Below are 15,098 nucleotides of genomic sequence, written 5' to 3' on the forward strand. Positions count from 1 at the left end.
ATTCAATTAATAATAGAAAATTGTGTTATTTATTTTTTTTCAATAACAAATAATTCGTTGTTAAAATATATTCCCTGATGCTTATTCACAATTTGTTGAACAATTTTTTGATAATTTTTTTGTCTTTCTGCTATCATAATTTGTTCATCTGATATTTGGTTAACATAAACTGCAGCATTCCAAGCAGAAAATATAAGCGAAGTTGCAATACCTCCTGATATTTCATTTGGTAGAGCTCTCAAAATATATTTAATTTTTTGTTTTTTATGAAATTTTAAGTCTCTTAAAAATTCTTTATCAGTATTATTTTTAATATATTTTACAATAGAATCGTGAAGAGATGGGAATGGCTTTTCTTTAGGCCATATTTTTTTTACTATTTGATTTCCGGGATCTCCACCACACGCGTGTACAACAACTAATTTTCCGTTTTTATCTAAAGATTTTATCATTGGATCAATTACATACTTTACTTTTTTTTCAGCTGAAATTCTGGATCTGTAAGGTTGTGAGGCAATAATAAAATCATAATATGTTTTTCCATCATTTTTCTTTGGAATAACATTTTTCAATGAAAATTCTTGATCTTTTCTATAAATTACAATTACAGAAGGTTCTTTGTATGTTGGATTTCCAGTCTTAGGATTTCTTTCAATTTGCCATTTTTTGCTTAAAAATTCCTGATTAAGTTTTCTTAACTGTATATTGAAATCTAAAGATGAATTACCTTTTAATTTTACAATTTTCCAATTCATTTTTTTTTGTTTTTTTACATCATTTGATTTAAGAGATGTTGACTCGACATAATTTAAATTTGAAATTACAAAAACTGTATTTTTATGTTCAACAAATCTATCAGGAAGTTTCTCAAGACCTAATCTAACATCTTCCATGCTAATTTCTTTTGTATTTACTAAAAGAGGTACGTTTGGCATTTTTTGATGACATTGTCTCATAACATTCATTAATAATGATCCATCTCCCATGCCTGCATCAAATATTTTAAGAGCAGGAAATTTTGGTTTTAGATTTTGAACTATTGGTTTGAGTGCGTCTGAAATTTTATTTTTTTCGTTAGTAGTTGTTACAAATAGCAGATATTTTTGCCTATTATCAAAGAATCTAAAATTTTTTTTCATTAGTTTAATTTTTTTGCTGGATAATGTTCTAATATGAATTGTTTAAGCACCTTTAATACTCTATCTGCCTCCTCAAGAAGCATCATATGACCACAGTTATCAATAATTTCTACTCGACTGTTATCTATTAAGTCGGCTAATTTTTTTCCCTCTTTAACAGGGCACATTTTGTCTCCTGTTGCAAGAATAGATAGAGTAGGTATTTTTATTTGTTTTGCGGCTTCGAAACCATTTTTATAATTATCACAAGCTCTAAAATCTACTCCAAGAGTATTTTTAATTGTTCTTGATTTTGCTAACATACCACCTGTATTAATATGATACAGTCCAGGAACAGGATGACCACCAAAGTGTCCAGCTGGGCCATGAGCCCAATCCATCATTAAATCAACTGCTTTTGGGTTATTGTTTTCAGCAAGTGACAATAATTCTGGATTCATAGGTATTGCTCCAGCACCTCCCATTAAACTTAATGTTTTAATCTTTTCAGGATATCTTGAAGCACATTCCATTGTCACTAAGCATCCCTGTGAATGACCAACCAAAGATGCCTCTTTATAACCAACTGAATCTATCACATCGCTCACCCAATCTGCCATATCTTCAATTGATTTTAAACTTTCTCCACCAGATAAGCCATGTCCAGGCATATCCAGAGCTAAAACACTGTATCCGTGAAAAGCAAAATACCTTGTTTGTAGAACCCATGTCATATGAGTTAAACCACTACCATGGACAAAAATTATTAGAGGTTTATTTTTGTCAAAAGGTCTTCCACCAGTAGAGGCAAAAACCTCTGAACCATTTACCTCAAATTTCATTGATTTGAAACTAATCTTGGTTTTCTTGCAGCTCTAAATCCTGCTTCAAAGTCATTTTTAATATCATCTATATCCTCAATACCAACAGATAATCTAATCATATCATGAGACAACCCAGCAAATTTTAAAGTAGCTTCATCCATTTGTGAATGTGTTGCAGATGCAGGATGTATTACTAAAGTTCTTGTATCACCTACATTTGCTAAATGTGAAGCAAGTTTTACGTTGTTAATAAATGCTTCGCCAGCTTCTTTTCCTCCTTTAATACCAAATGCTATCATTGATCCTCTCCCATTAGGTAATAATTTTTTTGCTAATTCATGATCAGGATGATCAGGAACACTTGGATGTGAAACCCACGCAACACTTTCATGATTAGATAAATATTCAACCATTTTTTCTGCATTAGAACAATGTTTTTGCATTCTTACAGATAAAGTTTCAATTCCTTGTAAAACATTCCAAGCATTCTGAGGACTTAAACATGGACCAAAATCTCTCATTCCTTCTGCTCTCGCTTTCATTGTAAATGCAGTGGGTCCAAATTCTTCTGCAAATGAAAGTCCGTGATATCCCTCATATGGGGTTGTCATTGTTGGAAATTTATCGTTTTGCATCCAATCGAATTTACCACCTTCGACTAAGATACCAGCCATAGATGATCCATGCCCAGCCATCCATTTAGTTAATGAATGAACTACTATATCAGCTCCATGTACAATTGGCTTACATAAGTAAGGTGTTTGATAAGTAGCATCAACCATTAAAGGTATTCCAGCTTCATGAGCAATTTTAGCAATCTCAGGCATATTCATTAATTCATTACCTGGATTACCAACTAATTCGCCAAATATTCCTTTGGTATTTTCCTGAATAGCTTTTTTAAATCCTTCTGTATCTCTTGGTTTTACAAAAGTGCATTTGATACCAAATTTAGGAAGAGTAAGTCTAAATAAATTTACAGTACCTCCATATAATTGAGATGATACTACTAAATGGTCTCCAGCTTGGCACAAAGTCATTATTGTTAAAAATATAGCACTCATGCCAGACGAAGTTGCTAGTGCAGCAGTACCACCTTCTAATGCAGCAACTCTTTCCTCAAGAACTGCAACTGTTGGATTTGAAATTCTACTGTATATGTGTCCGCCTCTCTCTAAGTTAAAAAGAGCAGCAGCATGATCGACATCATCGAATAAATATGAGGTAGTTTGATAAATTGGCACCTGCCTTGAACCAGCATTTTTATGTGGCTGATATCCAGCATGTAAGCTTAAAGTATCAAATTTATAAGTTTTGGGCTCAGCACCTTTTTTTTTATCACTCATTAATTCTCCTATAATTTTTTAATTAGACTTTGAAACTCGGAAACTAGCATAAAATATCGATTATAATAGACTTTTTTGCCTTCTAATAAATTGACAATAAACGTTTTTGTAAGTATTAATCCCGCACATCATGACAAAATTTGTTAAAAAAGCTGATATTCAATCAAAATGGTTCGAGATAGATGCGACAGATGCGGTTGTTGGAAGAATTGCTACCGTAGTGTCAAAGATAATTAGAGGCAAAAATAAAACTACTTTCACACCACATATGGACCATGGTGACTTTGTAGTAGTAAAAAATGTAGATTTAATAAAATTTACTGGTAATAAATTTCAAGACAAAAAATACTTTAGACACACAGGTCATCCTGGAGGAATCAAAGAAACTACCCCTGAAAAATTACACGATACAAAACCTGGTGAAGTTTTAAAATTAGCGGTGAAAAGAATGTTGCCAGGTGGAGCGCTAGCAAAAAAACAATTAGGTAAATTAAAAATTTATGCAGGATCAAATCATCCTCATGAAGCTCAAAATCCTGAAAAAATTGAGTTATCAAAATTAAATATTAAAAATGTAGTTAGAAATTAAAATGGAAAATACCAATCAATCACCAAAAATTAAATTAGATTTTAAAGATAGCAAATATGCGACTGGAAGAAGAAAAACTTCTATTGCGAAAGTTTGGTTAAAGAAAGGTACTGGCAAGATTTATGTAAATGGGAAAACATTAGACGATTATTTCACAAGCTCATCCCATAGGATGCAGATCATGAGACCGTTTGATATAATCAATCAATCCACAGAATACGATGTTAAATCAAAAGTTGTAGGCGGTGGTCATACTGGTCAAGCAGGGGCATTGGTTCATGGTATATCAAGAGCACTCCTTCAATTTGATGAAAATCTTAAACCTACATTAAGAAAAGAAAAACTTACAACAAGAGATTCTAGATCTGTGGAAAGAAAAAAACCTGGTAGAGCAAAAGCTAGAAGAAGTTTTCAATTTTCTAAAAGATAATATCTTTTTACATCACAACTGTTATATTGTTTTATGTCTAAGCTAAATGTTTTGGTATGCGGATCTACAGGATATATTGGAATTGAGTTAGTTAAAATTTTAGCAAGACATAAAAAAATTCATATCAAATACTTATGTGGAAATAGTTCTGCAGGTAAAAACATCTCATTTTATGATAAATCATTATCTAAAAAAAAATTACCAATCATAAGAAAATTTCAAAAAAAATTATTGAAAGAAGTTGATGTTATTTTTTCAGCACAGCCAAATGGCGCAGCTCAAAAACTTTCTAAATTTTTATTAGACAAAAACTTACTTATTGATTTATCAGCAGATTTTAGATTAAAAAATAAAAATGAATATTTAAAGTGGTATAAAATTAAACATTGTGCCCAAAAATTAATTAAAAATTCAATTTATTCATTGCCAGAATTAAAAAAAAATCAGTTAAAAAATCAAAAAGTAATATCTTCACCTGGATGTTATCCTACTTCCATTTTATTGCCTTTGGCACCACTAATTCAAAAAAATTTTATTTCAAATAGAAACATAGTGATAGATTCTAAATCTGGCTATTCAGGAGCTGGTCGTAATGTTCATAAAAAATATAAAAATAAAAATCTTTATGAGTCTCTTAGCGCCTATGGTATTGCAAATCATAGACACAACTCAGAAATTCAACAAGAATTAGATTTATATACTAAAAAAAAAAATTATTTTGATTTTACTCCTCATCTATCACCAATGTTTAGAGGAATTATTACAACTATTAATGTCGATTTAAAAAAAAAAATAGATACAAAAAAAATACATCGATACCTAAGTAAATTTTATAAAAAAAGTAAATTTGTTAAAATTAAAAAAATTAATTCTTTGTTAAGCACAAATGAGGTTATAAATACTAATAATTGTTTGATATCTATTTGTAATAGTAAGAATAAAAATAAATTAATAATTTTATCTGCAATAGATAATCTTATAAAAGGGGGTGGAGGTCAGGCCGTGCAAAGTATGAACATCTATTACGGATTTAAAGAAGATGAGGCTTTAAATGTTTAAACTATTAAATTTAGTGATTATTTTAATTTTTGTTACTAACTGTTCTATTGATACAAAAACAGGTATTTGGGAGAATAAAAAAGAGATATCAACTGATACAGAGCTATCTTCATTAAGTTTTGATGAAAATTTAACATTTGATGAATTTAAAAATAATGTAATTATTTATGGTAAAAAAAGCGAATATCCAAAATTAATGGAATAAAGTTATGAGGCAAATTAATATTGCAATAGTTGGTTTAGGGCAAATTGGTAATTATTTATACAATGAACTTTTATCAAAGAAAAAAGATATAGAGATTAAAACAGGAAAAAGAATACAAATAGTTGCTATATCTGCTAAAAATAAAAATAAGAAACGAAAGTTCAAAATAAATAAAAAAATATTTTATAAAAATCCTTTAGATATAATTAATAATAAAAAAGTTGATATTTTAATAGAAGCAATAGGTTTTGCTGATGGTTTGTCTAAAAAAATTGTTGAAAATGCTTTAAAAAATAAAATACATGTCATAACACCTAACAAGGCACTAATTTCCAAACATGGTGATTATTTATCTTTTTTAGCTGAAAAAAATAAAGTTAATCTCGAATTTGAGGCTGCAGTTGCAGGTGGCATACCGATTGTCAGAACTATTAAAGAGGGATTGGCGACAAATAAAATTACAAAGGTTTATGGAATATTAAATGGTACATGTAATTACATACTTTCTCAAATGGAGAAAACAAAAGATAGTTTTAAAAATGTTTTAAAAAATGCTCAAAAATTAGGTTATGCTGAACCTGGAAATCCAAAACTTGACCTTAATGGTTACGATGCGTTAGCAAAAGTTAAAATCTTATCTGCTTTAGCTTTTAATTGTAAAATTTCAAAATCACAAAGTTTGATGGAAGGAATTGAAAAAATTGAAGCTACTGATTTTGATATTGTTGAAAAATTAAATCTAAGAATTAAACTATTAGGTATTACAGAGATAATTAATAATAAAATTTTTGAACGTGTACACCCATGTTTAGTTTCAAGAGATTCTTATATTGGAAATGTAACTGATGTAATGAATGCTGTTATTTTAGAGGGTAAACCTGTTGGTGAAAGTGTGATGCAAGGTGAGGGGGCAGGACCAGGGCCAACCACATCAGCATTAATGTCTGATTTATTATCAATTTTAAGAGGTAATATTAAGTTTCCATTTGGTATATCAAATAAAAAAAGGAATTTATCAATTAGTTATAATTATAATTCATATGAAAATTCTTTATATTTAAGAGTTGAAGTAAAAGATAAACCAGGTGTACTTTCATCCATAACAAATATACTAGCTAAAAATAATATTTCTGTTCAAAGACTAATACAAATTCCAGATAATAAAAGAAAAACTGCTTCAATCATAATTATCACTCATAAATGCAAAGAGATAAATTCAAACAAATGTATAAAAATGTTAAAAAAGGATTCAAATATACTTAAAGAACCTAATTTAATAAGGCTATTTAATTAAGTAAATTCTCAATACTATTTATTATTTTTTTCGAGGTCGGTCTTGTAAAAGACATAAATGTATCTTCAATTTTACCATTTGGATTTATTAGTATTTTATGAAAATTCCATTTTGGAATAGTTGATTTACCGTGATTTTTAAATGCCCATTTATAAACTTCATGCGCATTATCTCCTTTAACGTCAGTTTTTTCCATCATTGGAAAAGTTATATTAAAATTAACTTCACAAAATTCTTTAATTTCATCATTTGTGCCTGGTTCTTGTGAACCAAATTGATTTGAAGGCATTCCTATAACTACAAAATCTTTATTTTTATAAGTATCCCAAATTTTTTGTAAATCATCATATTGTTTTGTAAAACCACATCTGCTAGCTACATTTACTAGAAGAACAGTTTTACCTCTATAATCAGATAAATTTATTTCATCACCTGAAATCGACTTTAATTTAAAGTCAAAAAATACTTTATCATATTTTGCAAATACACTTTTTAAATTAAACATACTTATTAATATTATTATAAAAATTAGCTTAAAATTTACTTTTTTTTTCATTTATTTTTTGAAAAAATAAGTAGTAACAAATAACCAAAAACAGTAGAAAGCAAAGATCCCGACAAGACTCCAATTTTAACCCCATCCATATATTGCGTACTATCTACGAAAGCTAGATTCCCAACAAATAAACTCATAGTAAAACCAATACCTGTTAATACCCCAACAGCATAAAAATTAATCCAATTTGAATTAGTTGGCATTTGTGCAAATTTAAGTTTAATCGAGATGTAAGAAAATACAAAAACACCTAATTGTTTTCCTACAAATAAACCTAATAAGATACCAAGAGGTACTTTATTTAAAAGTGAAGCAAATGTTAAACCTTCAAGTGATACTCCAGCATTTGCAAACGCAAAAAGTGGCATAATACCAAATGCAACATATGGGCTAATTGCATGCTCTAATTTAATCAAAAGTGAAAAATCTTTCTCTTTTTTTCTATGAGGTATGGTGCAAGCTAACAAAACACCGGCTATAGTAGCATGGATTCCTGATTGATGAGTAAACTCCCACAGAAATAAACCTACAATTAAGTATGGTAAGAATTTTTTAACATCTAATTTATTTAAAATTAGCAAGATTATGAATGCTATAAGCATCAAAGATAAATATTTTATGCTTAAATCTCCTGAGTAGAATAATGCAATAATTACAATTGCGCCTAAATCATCTATTATTGCAAGAGCTGTTAAAAAAACTTTTAGAGATATTGGCACCCTTGAGCCTAGTAAAGATAAAACACCAAGTGAGAATGCAATATCTGTAGCAGATGGTATTGCCCACCCAACAATTGTTTCCGAATTTCCATAATTTATAAATATGTAAAAAAGTGCAGGTACCAACATCCCGCCCACAGCCCCAATTATAGGGAGCATAGCTTGCTTAATATTTGATAATTCGCCCTGTAAAAATTCTCTTTTAATTTCTAAAGTTACAAAAAAGAAAAATATTGCCATCAAAGCATCATTTATCCAATGTAATACAGATAACTTAATACCAAAGTTGTTTATACCTATAAACAAATACTTTTCTAAAGTTTTAAAATATAAATTTGATAATTCCGAATTACTAATTACTAAAGCAATTATAGCACTAAATAATAGCACTAAACCACTTGCTGCCTCTAATTTAAAAAACCATCTAAATGGTTTAGTTATATTGTTTATCATTATCGTATTAAATCTTTAATAAATGAGTTTATGTCAGCAATAATTGTATAAAAGCTATCAAGCATTGGATTTAAAAAAGGCATATACTTAGATAATTCAATCCTAAAAGTATCTATAATAATTATTAATGCTGCTACAGAAATAATTATAACAATAATCATATTTAATAATTTTATTGGTTTGTCTTTTTTTTTTCTTTTTTGCTCTTTTTTTTTTATTTTATTAGTTACTTTTTGTTCTTTTTTTAATTCTTTTTCAACAGTTTCGTCTTCAATGGGTATAAATTCTTTCGATGGGTTAATTTTTTTTTCTTGATTTTTATTTTCTAAAATTACTTCTTCTGATTTAAACGGTTCATTAATTATTTCCTCATTTTTTTTAATTATGAAATGCCATTTGTGCATGCAATTACTACATTGTAATAATCTTCCATGCTTGGGAATAAGATTTTGATCAATGTTAAATCTCTTAGCACATTCAGGACAACTTATAATCATAAAAGTTAGAATATATAATAAATAAATAGTTTTTTATTAATAATCGACATTAATATACTTTGAAATTTAATTATTCTACTGTATTAGTACTGCATTCGGAGTGTAGCGCAGCCTGGTAGCGCATCTGGTTTGGGACCAGAGGGTCGCAGGTTCGAATCCTGCCACTCCGACCATCTTTATGAAAAAAGCTAAAATATATAAACCCTCAAAAACAGCCATGCAATCAGGTATCAAAAAATTTGATAAATGGATCATTGAGTTTATAACAGAAAAACCTGGTATTAATCCACTTATGGGCTGGGAAAGTTCAACAGATACGAGCTCAGAACTAAAATTAGAATTTTCCTCAAAAGAACTTGCAATAGAATATGCTAAAAAAAATAAGATTAACTTCGAACTTATAGAACCAAAGATAAGAAAAATAGTTAAAAAATCTTATGCTGATAATTTTACTAAATAATTAAATGTTTAGATTCTTTACACAGAAAAATTGGTTTATTTGGTCATGGATTGGTTCAGCTGTTATTTTATCATCACTTTGGATTCAAGTAAAACTTGATGTTAAAATAAATGAGTGGTTCGGTGAATTTTATGACATGATACAAAAGGCTTTGGCTGCTCCAAATTCAATCACAATGAGCGAATATTGGATGAGTCTGTTGTCATTTATAAAATTAGCAGCAATGGCTGTATCTCTTGGTGTAATAATAAGTTTCTTTACAGCTCACTATTTATTCAGATGGAGAACAGCTATGGTTGAATGGTATCACAGTGTATATGAAAAGGCACGATTGATAGAAGGTGCATCCCAACGTGTTCAAGAGGATACTATTAAGTTCACAAGAATTATGGAATCTTTAGGTACAAGTCTTATTGAGGCAATAATGGTGTTGGTTCAATTCACACCTATATTGTTTGGCTTAAGTATAGGTATACCAATATTTTTTTTCGGGGATTGGGATTATGGCTTAATTGTTGGTGCATTCATTTGGTCTGTTGGAGGAACAATATTTCTAATTATACTTGGATTGATTTTAAGATTAGTTGGAGTTGAATATGATCTTCAAAAAAAGGAAGCGGCTTATAGAAAAATACTTGTTATTGCAGAAGATGATGGAACAGTGAGACCAAAAACAATTGAAGAATTATTTGATGATGTAAGAAACATTCATTTTTTAAGTTATATTAGATATTTGTATTTTAATATTGGAAGAATAGCATATTTACAAGCAAACGTCTTATCGGCTTATGTTTTTTTAGCTCCTGCAATAGTAGCTGGTGTAGTAACTCTTGGAGTGATGCAGCAAATAATAAGAGCCTTTGGAAGAGTGGAGGGATCAATGCAATATATCCTGAAAGCTTGGCCAACAATTATTGAACTTGCAAGTGTTTATAAAAGACTAAGAGAATTTGAAAAAAAAATAGAGACAAGTGAGAAGATTTTAATAAAATCCTAATGGCTTTAGATAATTCACTAAAAGAAAAAATGAGAAGAATTACATCTAAAGCTGCTTTAGCTGCATCAAAGTTCAAGGGTTTAAATGATAAAATAGGAGCTGATAAAGCTGCTGTTGATATTATGAGAGCTGAATTAAATGATCTTAATATTAATGGACGTGTTGTAATAGGCGAGGGTGAACTAGATAAAGCACCTATGCTATATATAGGTGAAAAGTTGGGGACAAAAGACGGAGCAGAAATTGATATCGCTGTTGATCCAGTTGAGGGTACTAATTTTGTCGCAAAAAATCTTCCTGGAGGAATATCTGTTCTAGCAATAGCAGAAAAAAATAATCTTTTTCACGCTCCAGAGACATATATGGAAAAAATAGCTGTTGGTAGAAATATAGAGAAAGGAACTGTAGACTTAGATTTTACCTTAGAAAAAAATTTGAAAAATTTAGCTGATGCGTCGAATAAAAAATTGAGTGATTTAACTGTCTGCTTATTGAGTCGTGAGAGACATAGTAAAATAATAGATACTTTAGATAATTTAAAAGTAAATAAAAAATTAATTACAGATGGAGATGTTTCTGGCGCTTTATATGTTACAGATAGTAAATTTGGTGTAGATATGTTTATTGGAATAGGTGGTGGGCCAGAAGGAGTATTGGCTGCATCTGCACTTGATGCTAGTAATTGTTTTTTTCAAGGACGATTTATTTTTAAAGAAAGTGGTGATATTAAAAGAGCCAAACAAATGGGTATAAAAGATTTAGACAAAAAGTATGAGTTGAATGAAATTATATCTGGTGATTCAATTTTTTCTGCCACAGGAATTACAGATGGAGATTTAGTTAAAGGTATTGAAATCACAGGAAAGGAGTATTTTTCTGAGACACTTGTTACACATAAAAATAGCAATACTTTTGAGGTTATTAGTAAAAAAGAGGAAATAATATAGCCTTGATTATGTAAATATTTTCAACTAAAAGACCTTCTTTCTGGTCCCTTCGTCTATCGGTTAGGACACATGGTTTTCATCCATGAAAGAGGGGTTCGATTCCCCTAGGGACCGCCATTTATTCTAAAAATATTCTAATGTAATATCTTGATATGAATTATTATGTCTATTTGTTATTAACAAAATCTGGAAAAAACCATATTTCCTACGTAGGTTATACAAGCAATTTAATTAATAGATTAAAAAAGCATAATAGTTCAAATGGTGCAAAATTTACAAAAGGTAGAAAATGGAAGGTTATTTATTCAAAAAAATATGACAGCAAATCAAAAGCGTTAAAAGAAGAATATAAATTGAAAAAAGATTATAAAAAAAGAAAAAAAATTAAAAATAATTATTTATTAAAGTATGAGAAGACCACCTAAGATATTACACATTTCAGATCTTCATTTTAGACATAATGGAAGATTATATTATTCTACAACAAAAAAAATTAATAATGGTTTTATTCTTAACAATTACTCTGTGTTGCACATAAGTGATAGAGATATACAAAAGGAGAAAAAAAGTTTATTTGATATAGGATCAAAACGACATTTATTTCGTAAAATTATTGAAAATATAAATAATTTTAAACCTGATATAATTTTTTTTGGGCATGTTGATAGATTGAATTATTTAGATTTGCTTAAAATAAAAGAAAATTTTAAAAATATTAAGATTGCACAATGGTTTATTGATCCTTTGGTAAAACAAGGACCAGATTATAAAAAGAATAAAGAAAGATTTTATCTTAAATATCAATTTGCAGATGCAAATTTTTTAACAACATCACCATCTAAGTTAAGTTTTGCAGATAAGAATTGTTATTTTATTCCAAATGCGATCGATCCATCGATTGATGTATATAAAAATTATATGAAAAATAATGAATATGATGTTTTTTTAGCAATAAGCCATGGGGTACATAGAGGTGTGTTAAAAAAAAATCATTATGACGATCGTGTTGAATTTATAAAAAAAATTACTGAAAAAACTAAAAACAATTTTTTTGGATATAAAAAAAATCCTGTTTGGGGTGCTGAATATTTTGAGGAAATAAGTAAATGCAATATGGGTATTAATATTACCAGAGGCAAACCAATTAAATACTATTCTAGCGAAAGAATGGCTACATTATTAGGCAATGGTATACTTACTTTTGAGCATAAAGATTATCAATATCAAGATTTTTTCAATCATAACGAAATGATCTTTTTTGATAATGCCAGAGACCTTAATTCAAAAATTTTATTTTATAAAAAAAATAATAAATTGAGAAAAAAAATCGCTAGAAATGGATATAAAAAAGCACACAAAATATTTAATAATAAAATTATAGCAGAGTTTATGGTGAAAAAAACCTTAGGAGAAAAAATTACAAATAAACAAGTCTGGCACAATGGCTAAATTTTTAATTTTTAGGACTGATAGAATAGGAGATTTTATCACATCTCAAGTAGTTACTAATTCAATATCGGAGGTATCAAAAAAAAATCAAGTTGATATTGTAGCATCAAGATACAATTCGAAATACATTAAAAATTTTAAATACATAAATCGTATTTTTATTTTTGATAAAACACAAAATAAAATTTTAGATTTTTTTAACCTTTTTCTTCAAATTAAAAATAGAAAATATGATTATTTAATTGTTCTTGATGGTAAACGAAGATCTTTTCTGAGTGGTATTTTTATTAATTCATCAATTAAAATTTGTTTCTTGAAAGATTTTTATCCAAAGTTTTTAATCTCCTTTTTTTATACTAAATATCTAAAAAATACTGAGACAAACACCCAATATAAAAATTTTCAGATACTTTTAAACTACTTAGATATCAAATCTCCAAAATATATAAATTATTATAAGAATTATAACTTTACTAAAAATAAATTTAAATTGCATAAACCTTATGTGCATCTTCATTTAGATGAAAAATGGTTTAAAGACTATTATTTTCACGATTTTGATTACATGAATCTCAAACCTGACTCTATTTACTTTTTTTTGAAATCTTTAATTAATAAATTTAAATTTAACATTATTATTACCCAAGGTTTCAAAAAGGTTAAAATTATGAATGAATTTAAAATTAAATATTTCAAAAATATAAAAGATCCTCAAATCAAAATTGAAAAAAAAACTGTAAGATTTATTGAACAAAGTTCTTTTAGAGATCTTGAAAACATAGTACTTAATTCAAAATTTTTAATTTGTTGTGAAGGTGCAATTAGTCATGTGTCGCATTCTTTAAACAAAAAAACTATTGCTCTTATTCAAAAAGATAGGTTAATTTCAACTAATTTTTGGATTGGACATATGGGTAATATCAAAACTGTATTTAGAAATGATATAAAACAGGTAACTAAAGATATTTTAAAACTTAACCTTGTTTAAAGCATTATTTTTGAAAATATTTGCTTCTCTTATATATCTCCTTACCATTTGAGTGGTTTTATGACCTGTCATAGCCATTATACTTCTTTCATCTGCTCCCGATTCTGCTGCAACAGTTGCAAATCCTGATCTTAAACTATGGCCTGCAAAATTTGTATTTTCGATACCTGCTAAATTTAAATATTCTTTCATCAATAATACCACAGATTGGTCGGTTAGTCTTTTATCTGTTAACGATAAGCCTTTGGAAAACCGTCTAAAAATAGGTCCAGACTTGATCTTAGATATTTCAAGCCATTTATTTAGGTTTTTAACAGGGCAGTAATTTTCAGTGGAGAAGTAGGGTATTCCTTTTATCATTCCCTCACCATATTGATCAGTTTTTGACTTTTTAATAGTAATTTTAAGACCCTCAGGTACAAATTCTAAATCTTCATGATCAATTGAAATTAGCTCTGTTCTTCTAAAACCACCTCCAAAGCCAATTAATATCAATGATTTATCTCTAAATTTTTTTATTTCCTCAGTTTTTTGTTCATTTATTGTATCAATAAGTAATTTTAAATGATTGATTAGTAATGGTTTTTTACCTCTTTGAATACTTCCTTTAACCCTTCTTATTCCCATTAAATTTTCAACTATAATTGGATGTTTAGTATCTAGATAATGCCCTTTCATCTTATGAACCATGCTTATTGATACTAACCTTCTTCTTAAAGTGCTTATTTTTGAATTTTTTGAAAGGTGTGTAAGGTATAAAGAAACTATTTTTGGTTCGGTTGGCAATGAATTCAATCCATTTTTTGCACAAAAAGCTCCAAAATCCTTAAAATCAGATTTATAAGCTCTTAAAGTATTATTAGCTTTTGAATTTTTAAGATTATTTAAAGTTGCTTCATGTAGTAATTTTAGGTCTGTGGTTAGCTCATTCATATTATTACTATTGATAACAATTAATTATCACTAGTAATATATTAAGTGATTTTAAATGTCAATAGTTTAAAATCTATAATCATGGTGTCTATGGATGGCTCAATTGAGCCAATATATTTTTTGATTATATCTTTTGGATTAACATTGCTTACTTATTTGGTCTTTAAGAAAAATGGCAAATCTATAGAGGTTTATTTCTTAGGTATCATGACTGTTCTGTTTTATATTTCATAT

The 15,098-nt window shown here is 28.3% G+C and carries 18 protein-coding genes and 2 tRNA genes; 13 read left to right on the top strand and 7 right to left on the bottom strand.

What is annotated here, in order from left to right:
- Nucleotides 1-29 precede the first annotated feature (29 nt).
- From B8063_RS06820 to B8063_RS06830, 3 genes are read right to left on the bottom strand one after another with little or no spacing between them, the layout of a single operon-like run.
- Nucleotides 30-1,139: a hypothetical protein gene (locus B8063_RS06820; protein ID WP_085070701.1), complete on the bottom strand. Its 1,110-nt coding sequence runs from the start codon at nt 1,137-1,139 to the stop codon at nt 30-32.
- Nucleotides 1,139-1,960 (bottom strand): alpha/beta fold hydrolase, encoded by an 822-nt coding sequence (locus B8063_RS06825; protein WP_075521487.1) that lies wholly within the window; start codon nt 1,958-1,960, stop codon nt 1,139-1,141. The genes B8063_RS06820 and B8063_RS06825 overlap by 1 nt, the downstream gene beginning before the upstream one ends.
- Nucleotides 1,957-3,288 (bottom strand): O-acetylhomoserine aminocarboxypropyltransferase, encoded by a 1,332-nt coding sequence (locus tag B8063_RS06830; protein ID WP_085070703.1) that lies wholly within the window; start codon nt 3,286-3,288, stop codon nt 1,957-1,959. Before B8063_RS06830 ends, B8063_RS06825 begins: the two co-directional genes overlap by 4 nt.
- 130 nt (nt 3,289-3,418) lie before the next feature.
- Here B8063_RS06830 and rplM point away from each other — a divergent pair, with 130 nt between their 5' ends.
- The 5 genes from rplM to B8063_RS06855 are packed head-to-tail and all read left to right on the top strand — an operon-like array spanning nt 3,419 to nt 6,865.
- Nucleotides 3,419-3,877, top strand: coding sequence for a 50S ribosomal protein L13 (rplM, locus tag B8063_RS06835; RefSeq protein ID WP_085070705.1), 459 nt, complete (start codon nt 3,419-3,421; stop codon nt 3,875-3,877).
- Nucleotide 3,878: 1 nt separating this feature from the next.
- Nucleotides 3,879-4,307 (top strand): 30S ribosomal protein S9, encoded by a 429-nt coding sequence (rpsI, locus tag B8063_RS06840; RefSeq protein WP_085070707.1) that lies wholly within the window; start codon nt 3,879-3,881, stop codon nt 4,305-4,307.
- Nucleotides 4,308-4,340: 33 nt separating this feature from the next.
- Nucleotides 4,341-5,366: an N-acetyl-gamma-glutamyl-phosphate reductase gene (argC, locus tag B8063_RS06845; protein WP_085070709.1), complete on the top strand. Its 1,026-nt coding sequence runs from the start codon at nt 4,341-4,343 to the stop codon at nt 5,364-5,366.
- Nucleotides 5,359-5,571, top strand: coding sequence for a hypothetical protein (locus tag B8063_RS06850; protein WP_085070711.1), 213 nt, complete (start codon nt 5,359-5,361; stop codon nt 5,569-5,571). The genes argC and B8063_RS06850 overlap by 8 nt, the downstream gene beginning before the upstream one ends.
- Before the next feature lie 4 nt (nt 5,572-5,575).
- Nucleotides 5,576-6,865 (top strand): homoserine dehydrogenase, encoded by a 1,290-nt coding sequence (locus B8063_RS06855; RefSeq protein WP_085070713.1) that lies wholly within the window; start codon nt 5,576-5,578, stop codon nt 6,863-6,865.
- Here B8063_RS06855 and B8063_RS06860 read toward each other — a convergent pair.
- Genes B8063_RS06860 through B8063_RS06870 form a run of 3 tightly spaced genes read right to left on the bottom strand, consistent with a single transcriptional unit; the run spans nt 6,858 to nt 9,090 of the window.
- A complete protein-coding gene (locus B8063_RS06860) occupies nt 6,858-7,421 on the bottom strand; it encodes a glutathione peroxidase (protein ID WP_157101726.1) in 564 nt (187 codons plus the stop codon). The two genes, B8063_RS06855 and B8063_RS06860, sit on opposite strands and share 8 nt — an antisense overlap.
- Nucleotides 7,418-8,593 carry a Na+/H+ antiporter NhaA gene (gene nhaA, locus B8063_RS06865; protein ID WP_085070715.1) on the bottom strand — a complete coding sequence of 392 codons (1,176 nt, stop codon included), beginning with the start codon at nt 8,591-8,593 and terminating at the stop codon, nt 7,418-7,420. The genes B8063_RS06860 and nhaA overlap by 4 nt, the downstream gene beginning before the upstream one ends.
- A complete protein-coding gene (locus tag B8063_RS06870; protein ID WP_085070717.1) occupies nt 8,593-9,090 on the bottom strand; it encodes a zinc-ribbon domain-containing protein in 498 nt (165 codons plus the stop codon). The genes nhaA and B8063_RS06870 overlap by 1 nt, the downstream gene beginning before the upstream one ends.
- A 96-nt stretch (nt 9,091-9,186) precedes the next feature.
- On the opposite strand from B8063_RS06870, the gene B8063_RS06875 reads away from it, so the two are divergent.
- From B8063_RS06875 to B8063_RS06910, 8 genes are all read left to right on the top strand, one after another.
- Nucleotides 9,187-9,263, top strand: a tRNA-Pro gene (locus tag B8063_RS06875).
- Nucleotides 9,264-9,268: 5 nt separating this feature from the next.
- Nucleotides 9,269-9,550 carry an ETC complex I subunit gene (locus B8063_RS06880; protein WP_085070719.1) on the top strand — a complete coding sequence of 94 codons (282 nt, stop codon included), beginning with the start codon at nt 9,269-9,271 and terminating at the stop codon, nt 9,548-9,550.
- Nucleotides 9,551-9,554: 4 nt separating this feature from the next.
- Entirely contained in the window at nt 9,555-10,547 is a 993-nt protein-coding gene (locus B8063_RS06885; RefSeq protein ID WP_085070721.1) for a putative transporter, read from the top strand.
- Nucleotides 10,547-11,494, top strand: a complete 948-nt coding sequence (gene glpX, locus B8063_RS06890; protein ID WP_085070723.1) for a class II fructose-bisphosphatase — start codon at nt 10,547-10,549, stop codon at nt 11,492-11,494. The genes B8063_RS06885 and glpX overlap by 1 nt, the downstream gene beginning before the upstream one ends.
- 42 nt (nt 11,495-11,536) lie before the next feature.
- Nucleotides 11,537-11,611: transfer RNA gene (locus tag B8063_RS06895), tRNA-Glu, on the top strand.
- A gap of 35 nt (nt 11,612-11,646) precedes the next feature.
- Nucleotides 11,647-11,919 carry a GIY-YIG nuclease family protein gene (locus tag B8063_RS06900; protein ID WP_085070725.1) on the top strand — a complete coding sequence of 91 codons (273 nt, stop codon included), beginning with the start codon at nt 11,647-11,649 and terminating at the stop codon, nt 11,917-11,919.
- Nucleotides 11,903-12,943 (top strand): glycosyltransferase family protein, encoded by a 1,041-nt coding sequence (locus tag B8063_RS06905; RefSeq protein ID WP_085070727.1) that lies wholly within the window; start codon nt 11,903-11,905, stop codon nt 12,941-12,943. Before B8063_RS06900 ends, B8063_RS06905 begins: the two co-directional genes overlap by 17 nt.
- Nucleotides 12,936-13,931, top strand: a complete 996-nt coding sequence (locus tag B8063_RS06910; protein WP_085070729.1) for a glycosyltransferase family 9 protein — start codon at nt 12,936-12,938, stop codon at nt 13,929-13,931. The genes B8063_RS06905 and B8063_RS06910 overlap by 8 nt, the downstream gene beginning before the upstream one ends.
- Here the strand turns inward: B8063_RS06910 and B8063_RS06915 are convergent.
- Entirely contained in the window at nt 13,911-14,864 is a 954-nt protein-coding gene (locus B8063_RS06915; protein WP_085070731.1) for a site-specific integrase, read from the bottom strand. The genes B8063_RS06910 and B8063_RS06915 overlap by 21 nt on opposite strands.
- Nucleotides 14,865-15,098 lie beyond the last annotated feature (234 nt).

The sequence above is a fragment of the Candidatus Pelagibacter sp. RS40 genome, from assembly GCF_002101295.1.
In the GTDB taxonomy this organism is placed as follows: Bacteria; Pseudomonadota; Alphaproteobacteria; order Pelagibacterales; family Pelagibacteraceae; genus Pelagibacter.

What these genes read in the sequence shown, in the direction of transcription:
- B8063_RS06885 (WP_085070721.1), top strand. Translation starts at nt 9,555, where the DNA reads ATGTTTAGATTCTTTACACAGAAAAATTGGTTTATTTGGTCATGGATT.
- B8063_RS06910 (WP_085070729.1), top strand. Translation starts at nt 12,936, where the DNA reads ATGGCTAAATTTTTAATTTTTAGGACTGATAGAATAGGAGATTTTATC.
- B8063_RS06850 (WP_085070711.1), top strand. Translation starts at nt 5,359, where the DNA reads ATGTTTAAACTATTAAATTTAGTGATTATTTTAATTTTTGTTACTAAC.
- B8063_RS06855 (WP_085070713.1), top strand. Translation starts at nt 5,576, where the DNA reads ATGAGGCAAATTAATATTGCAATAGTTGGTTTAGGGCAAATTGGTAAT.
- glpX (WP_085070723.1), top strand. Translation starts at nt 10,547, where the DNA reads ATGGCTTTAGATAATTCACTAAAAGAAAAAATGAGAAGAATTACATCT.
- B8063_RS06830 (WP_085070703.1), bottom strand. Translation starts at nt 3,288, where the DNA reads ATGAGTGATAAAAAAAAAGGTGCTGAGCCCAAAACTTATAAATTTGAT.
- B8063_RS06915 (WP_085070731.1), bottom strand. Translation starts at nt 14,864, where the DNA reads ATGAATGAGCTAACCACAGACCTAAAATTACTACATGAAGCAACTTTA.
- B8063_RS06870 (WP_085070717.1), bottom strand. Translation starts at nt 9,090, where the DNA reads ATGATTATAAGTTGTCCTGAATGTGCTAAGAGATTTAACATTGATCAA.
- B8063_RS06905 (WP_085070727.1), top strand. Translation starts at nt 11,903, where the DNA reads ATGAGAAGACCACCTAAGATATTACACATTTCAGATCTTCATTTTAGA.
- B8063_RS06820 (WP_085070701.1), bottom strand. Translation starts at nt 1,139, where the DNA reads ATGAAAAAAAATTTTAGATTCTTTGATAATAGGCAAAAATATCTGCTA.
- nhaA (WP_085070715.1), bottom strand. Translation starts at nt 8,593, where the DNA reads ATGATAAACAATATAACTAAACCATTTAGATGGTTTTTTAAATTAGAG.
- argC (WP_085070709.1), top strand. Translation starts at nt 4,341, where the DNA reads ATGTCTAAGCTAAATGTTTTGGTATGCGGATCTACAGGATATATTGGA.
- B8063_RS06900 (WP_085070725.1), top strand. Translation starts at nt 11,647, where the DNA reads ATGAATTATTATGTCTATTTGTTATTAACAAAATCTGGAAAAAACCAT.
- rplM (WP_085070705.1), top strand. Translation starts at nt 3,419, where the DNA reads ATGACAAAATTTGTTAAAAAAGCTGATATTCAATCAAAATGGTTCGAG.
- rpsI (WP_085070707.1), top strand. Translation starts at nt 3,879, where the DNA reads ATGGAAAATACCAATCAATCACCAAAAATTAAATTAGATTTTAAAGAT.
- B8063_RS06860 (WP_157101726.1), bottom strand. Translation starts at nt 7,421, where the DNA reads ATGAAAAAAAAAGTAAATTTTAAGCTAATTTTTATAATAATATTAATA.
- B8063_RS06825 (WP_075521487.1), bottom strand. Translation starts at nt 1,960, where the DNA reads ATGAAATTTGAGGTAAATGGTTCAGAGGTTTTTGCCTCTACTGGTGGA.
- B8063_RS06880 (WP_085070719.1), top strand. Translation starts at nt 9,269, where the DNA reads ATGAAAAAAGCTAAAATATATAAACCCTCAAAAACAGCCATGCAATCA.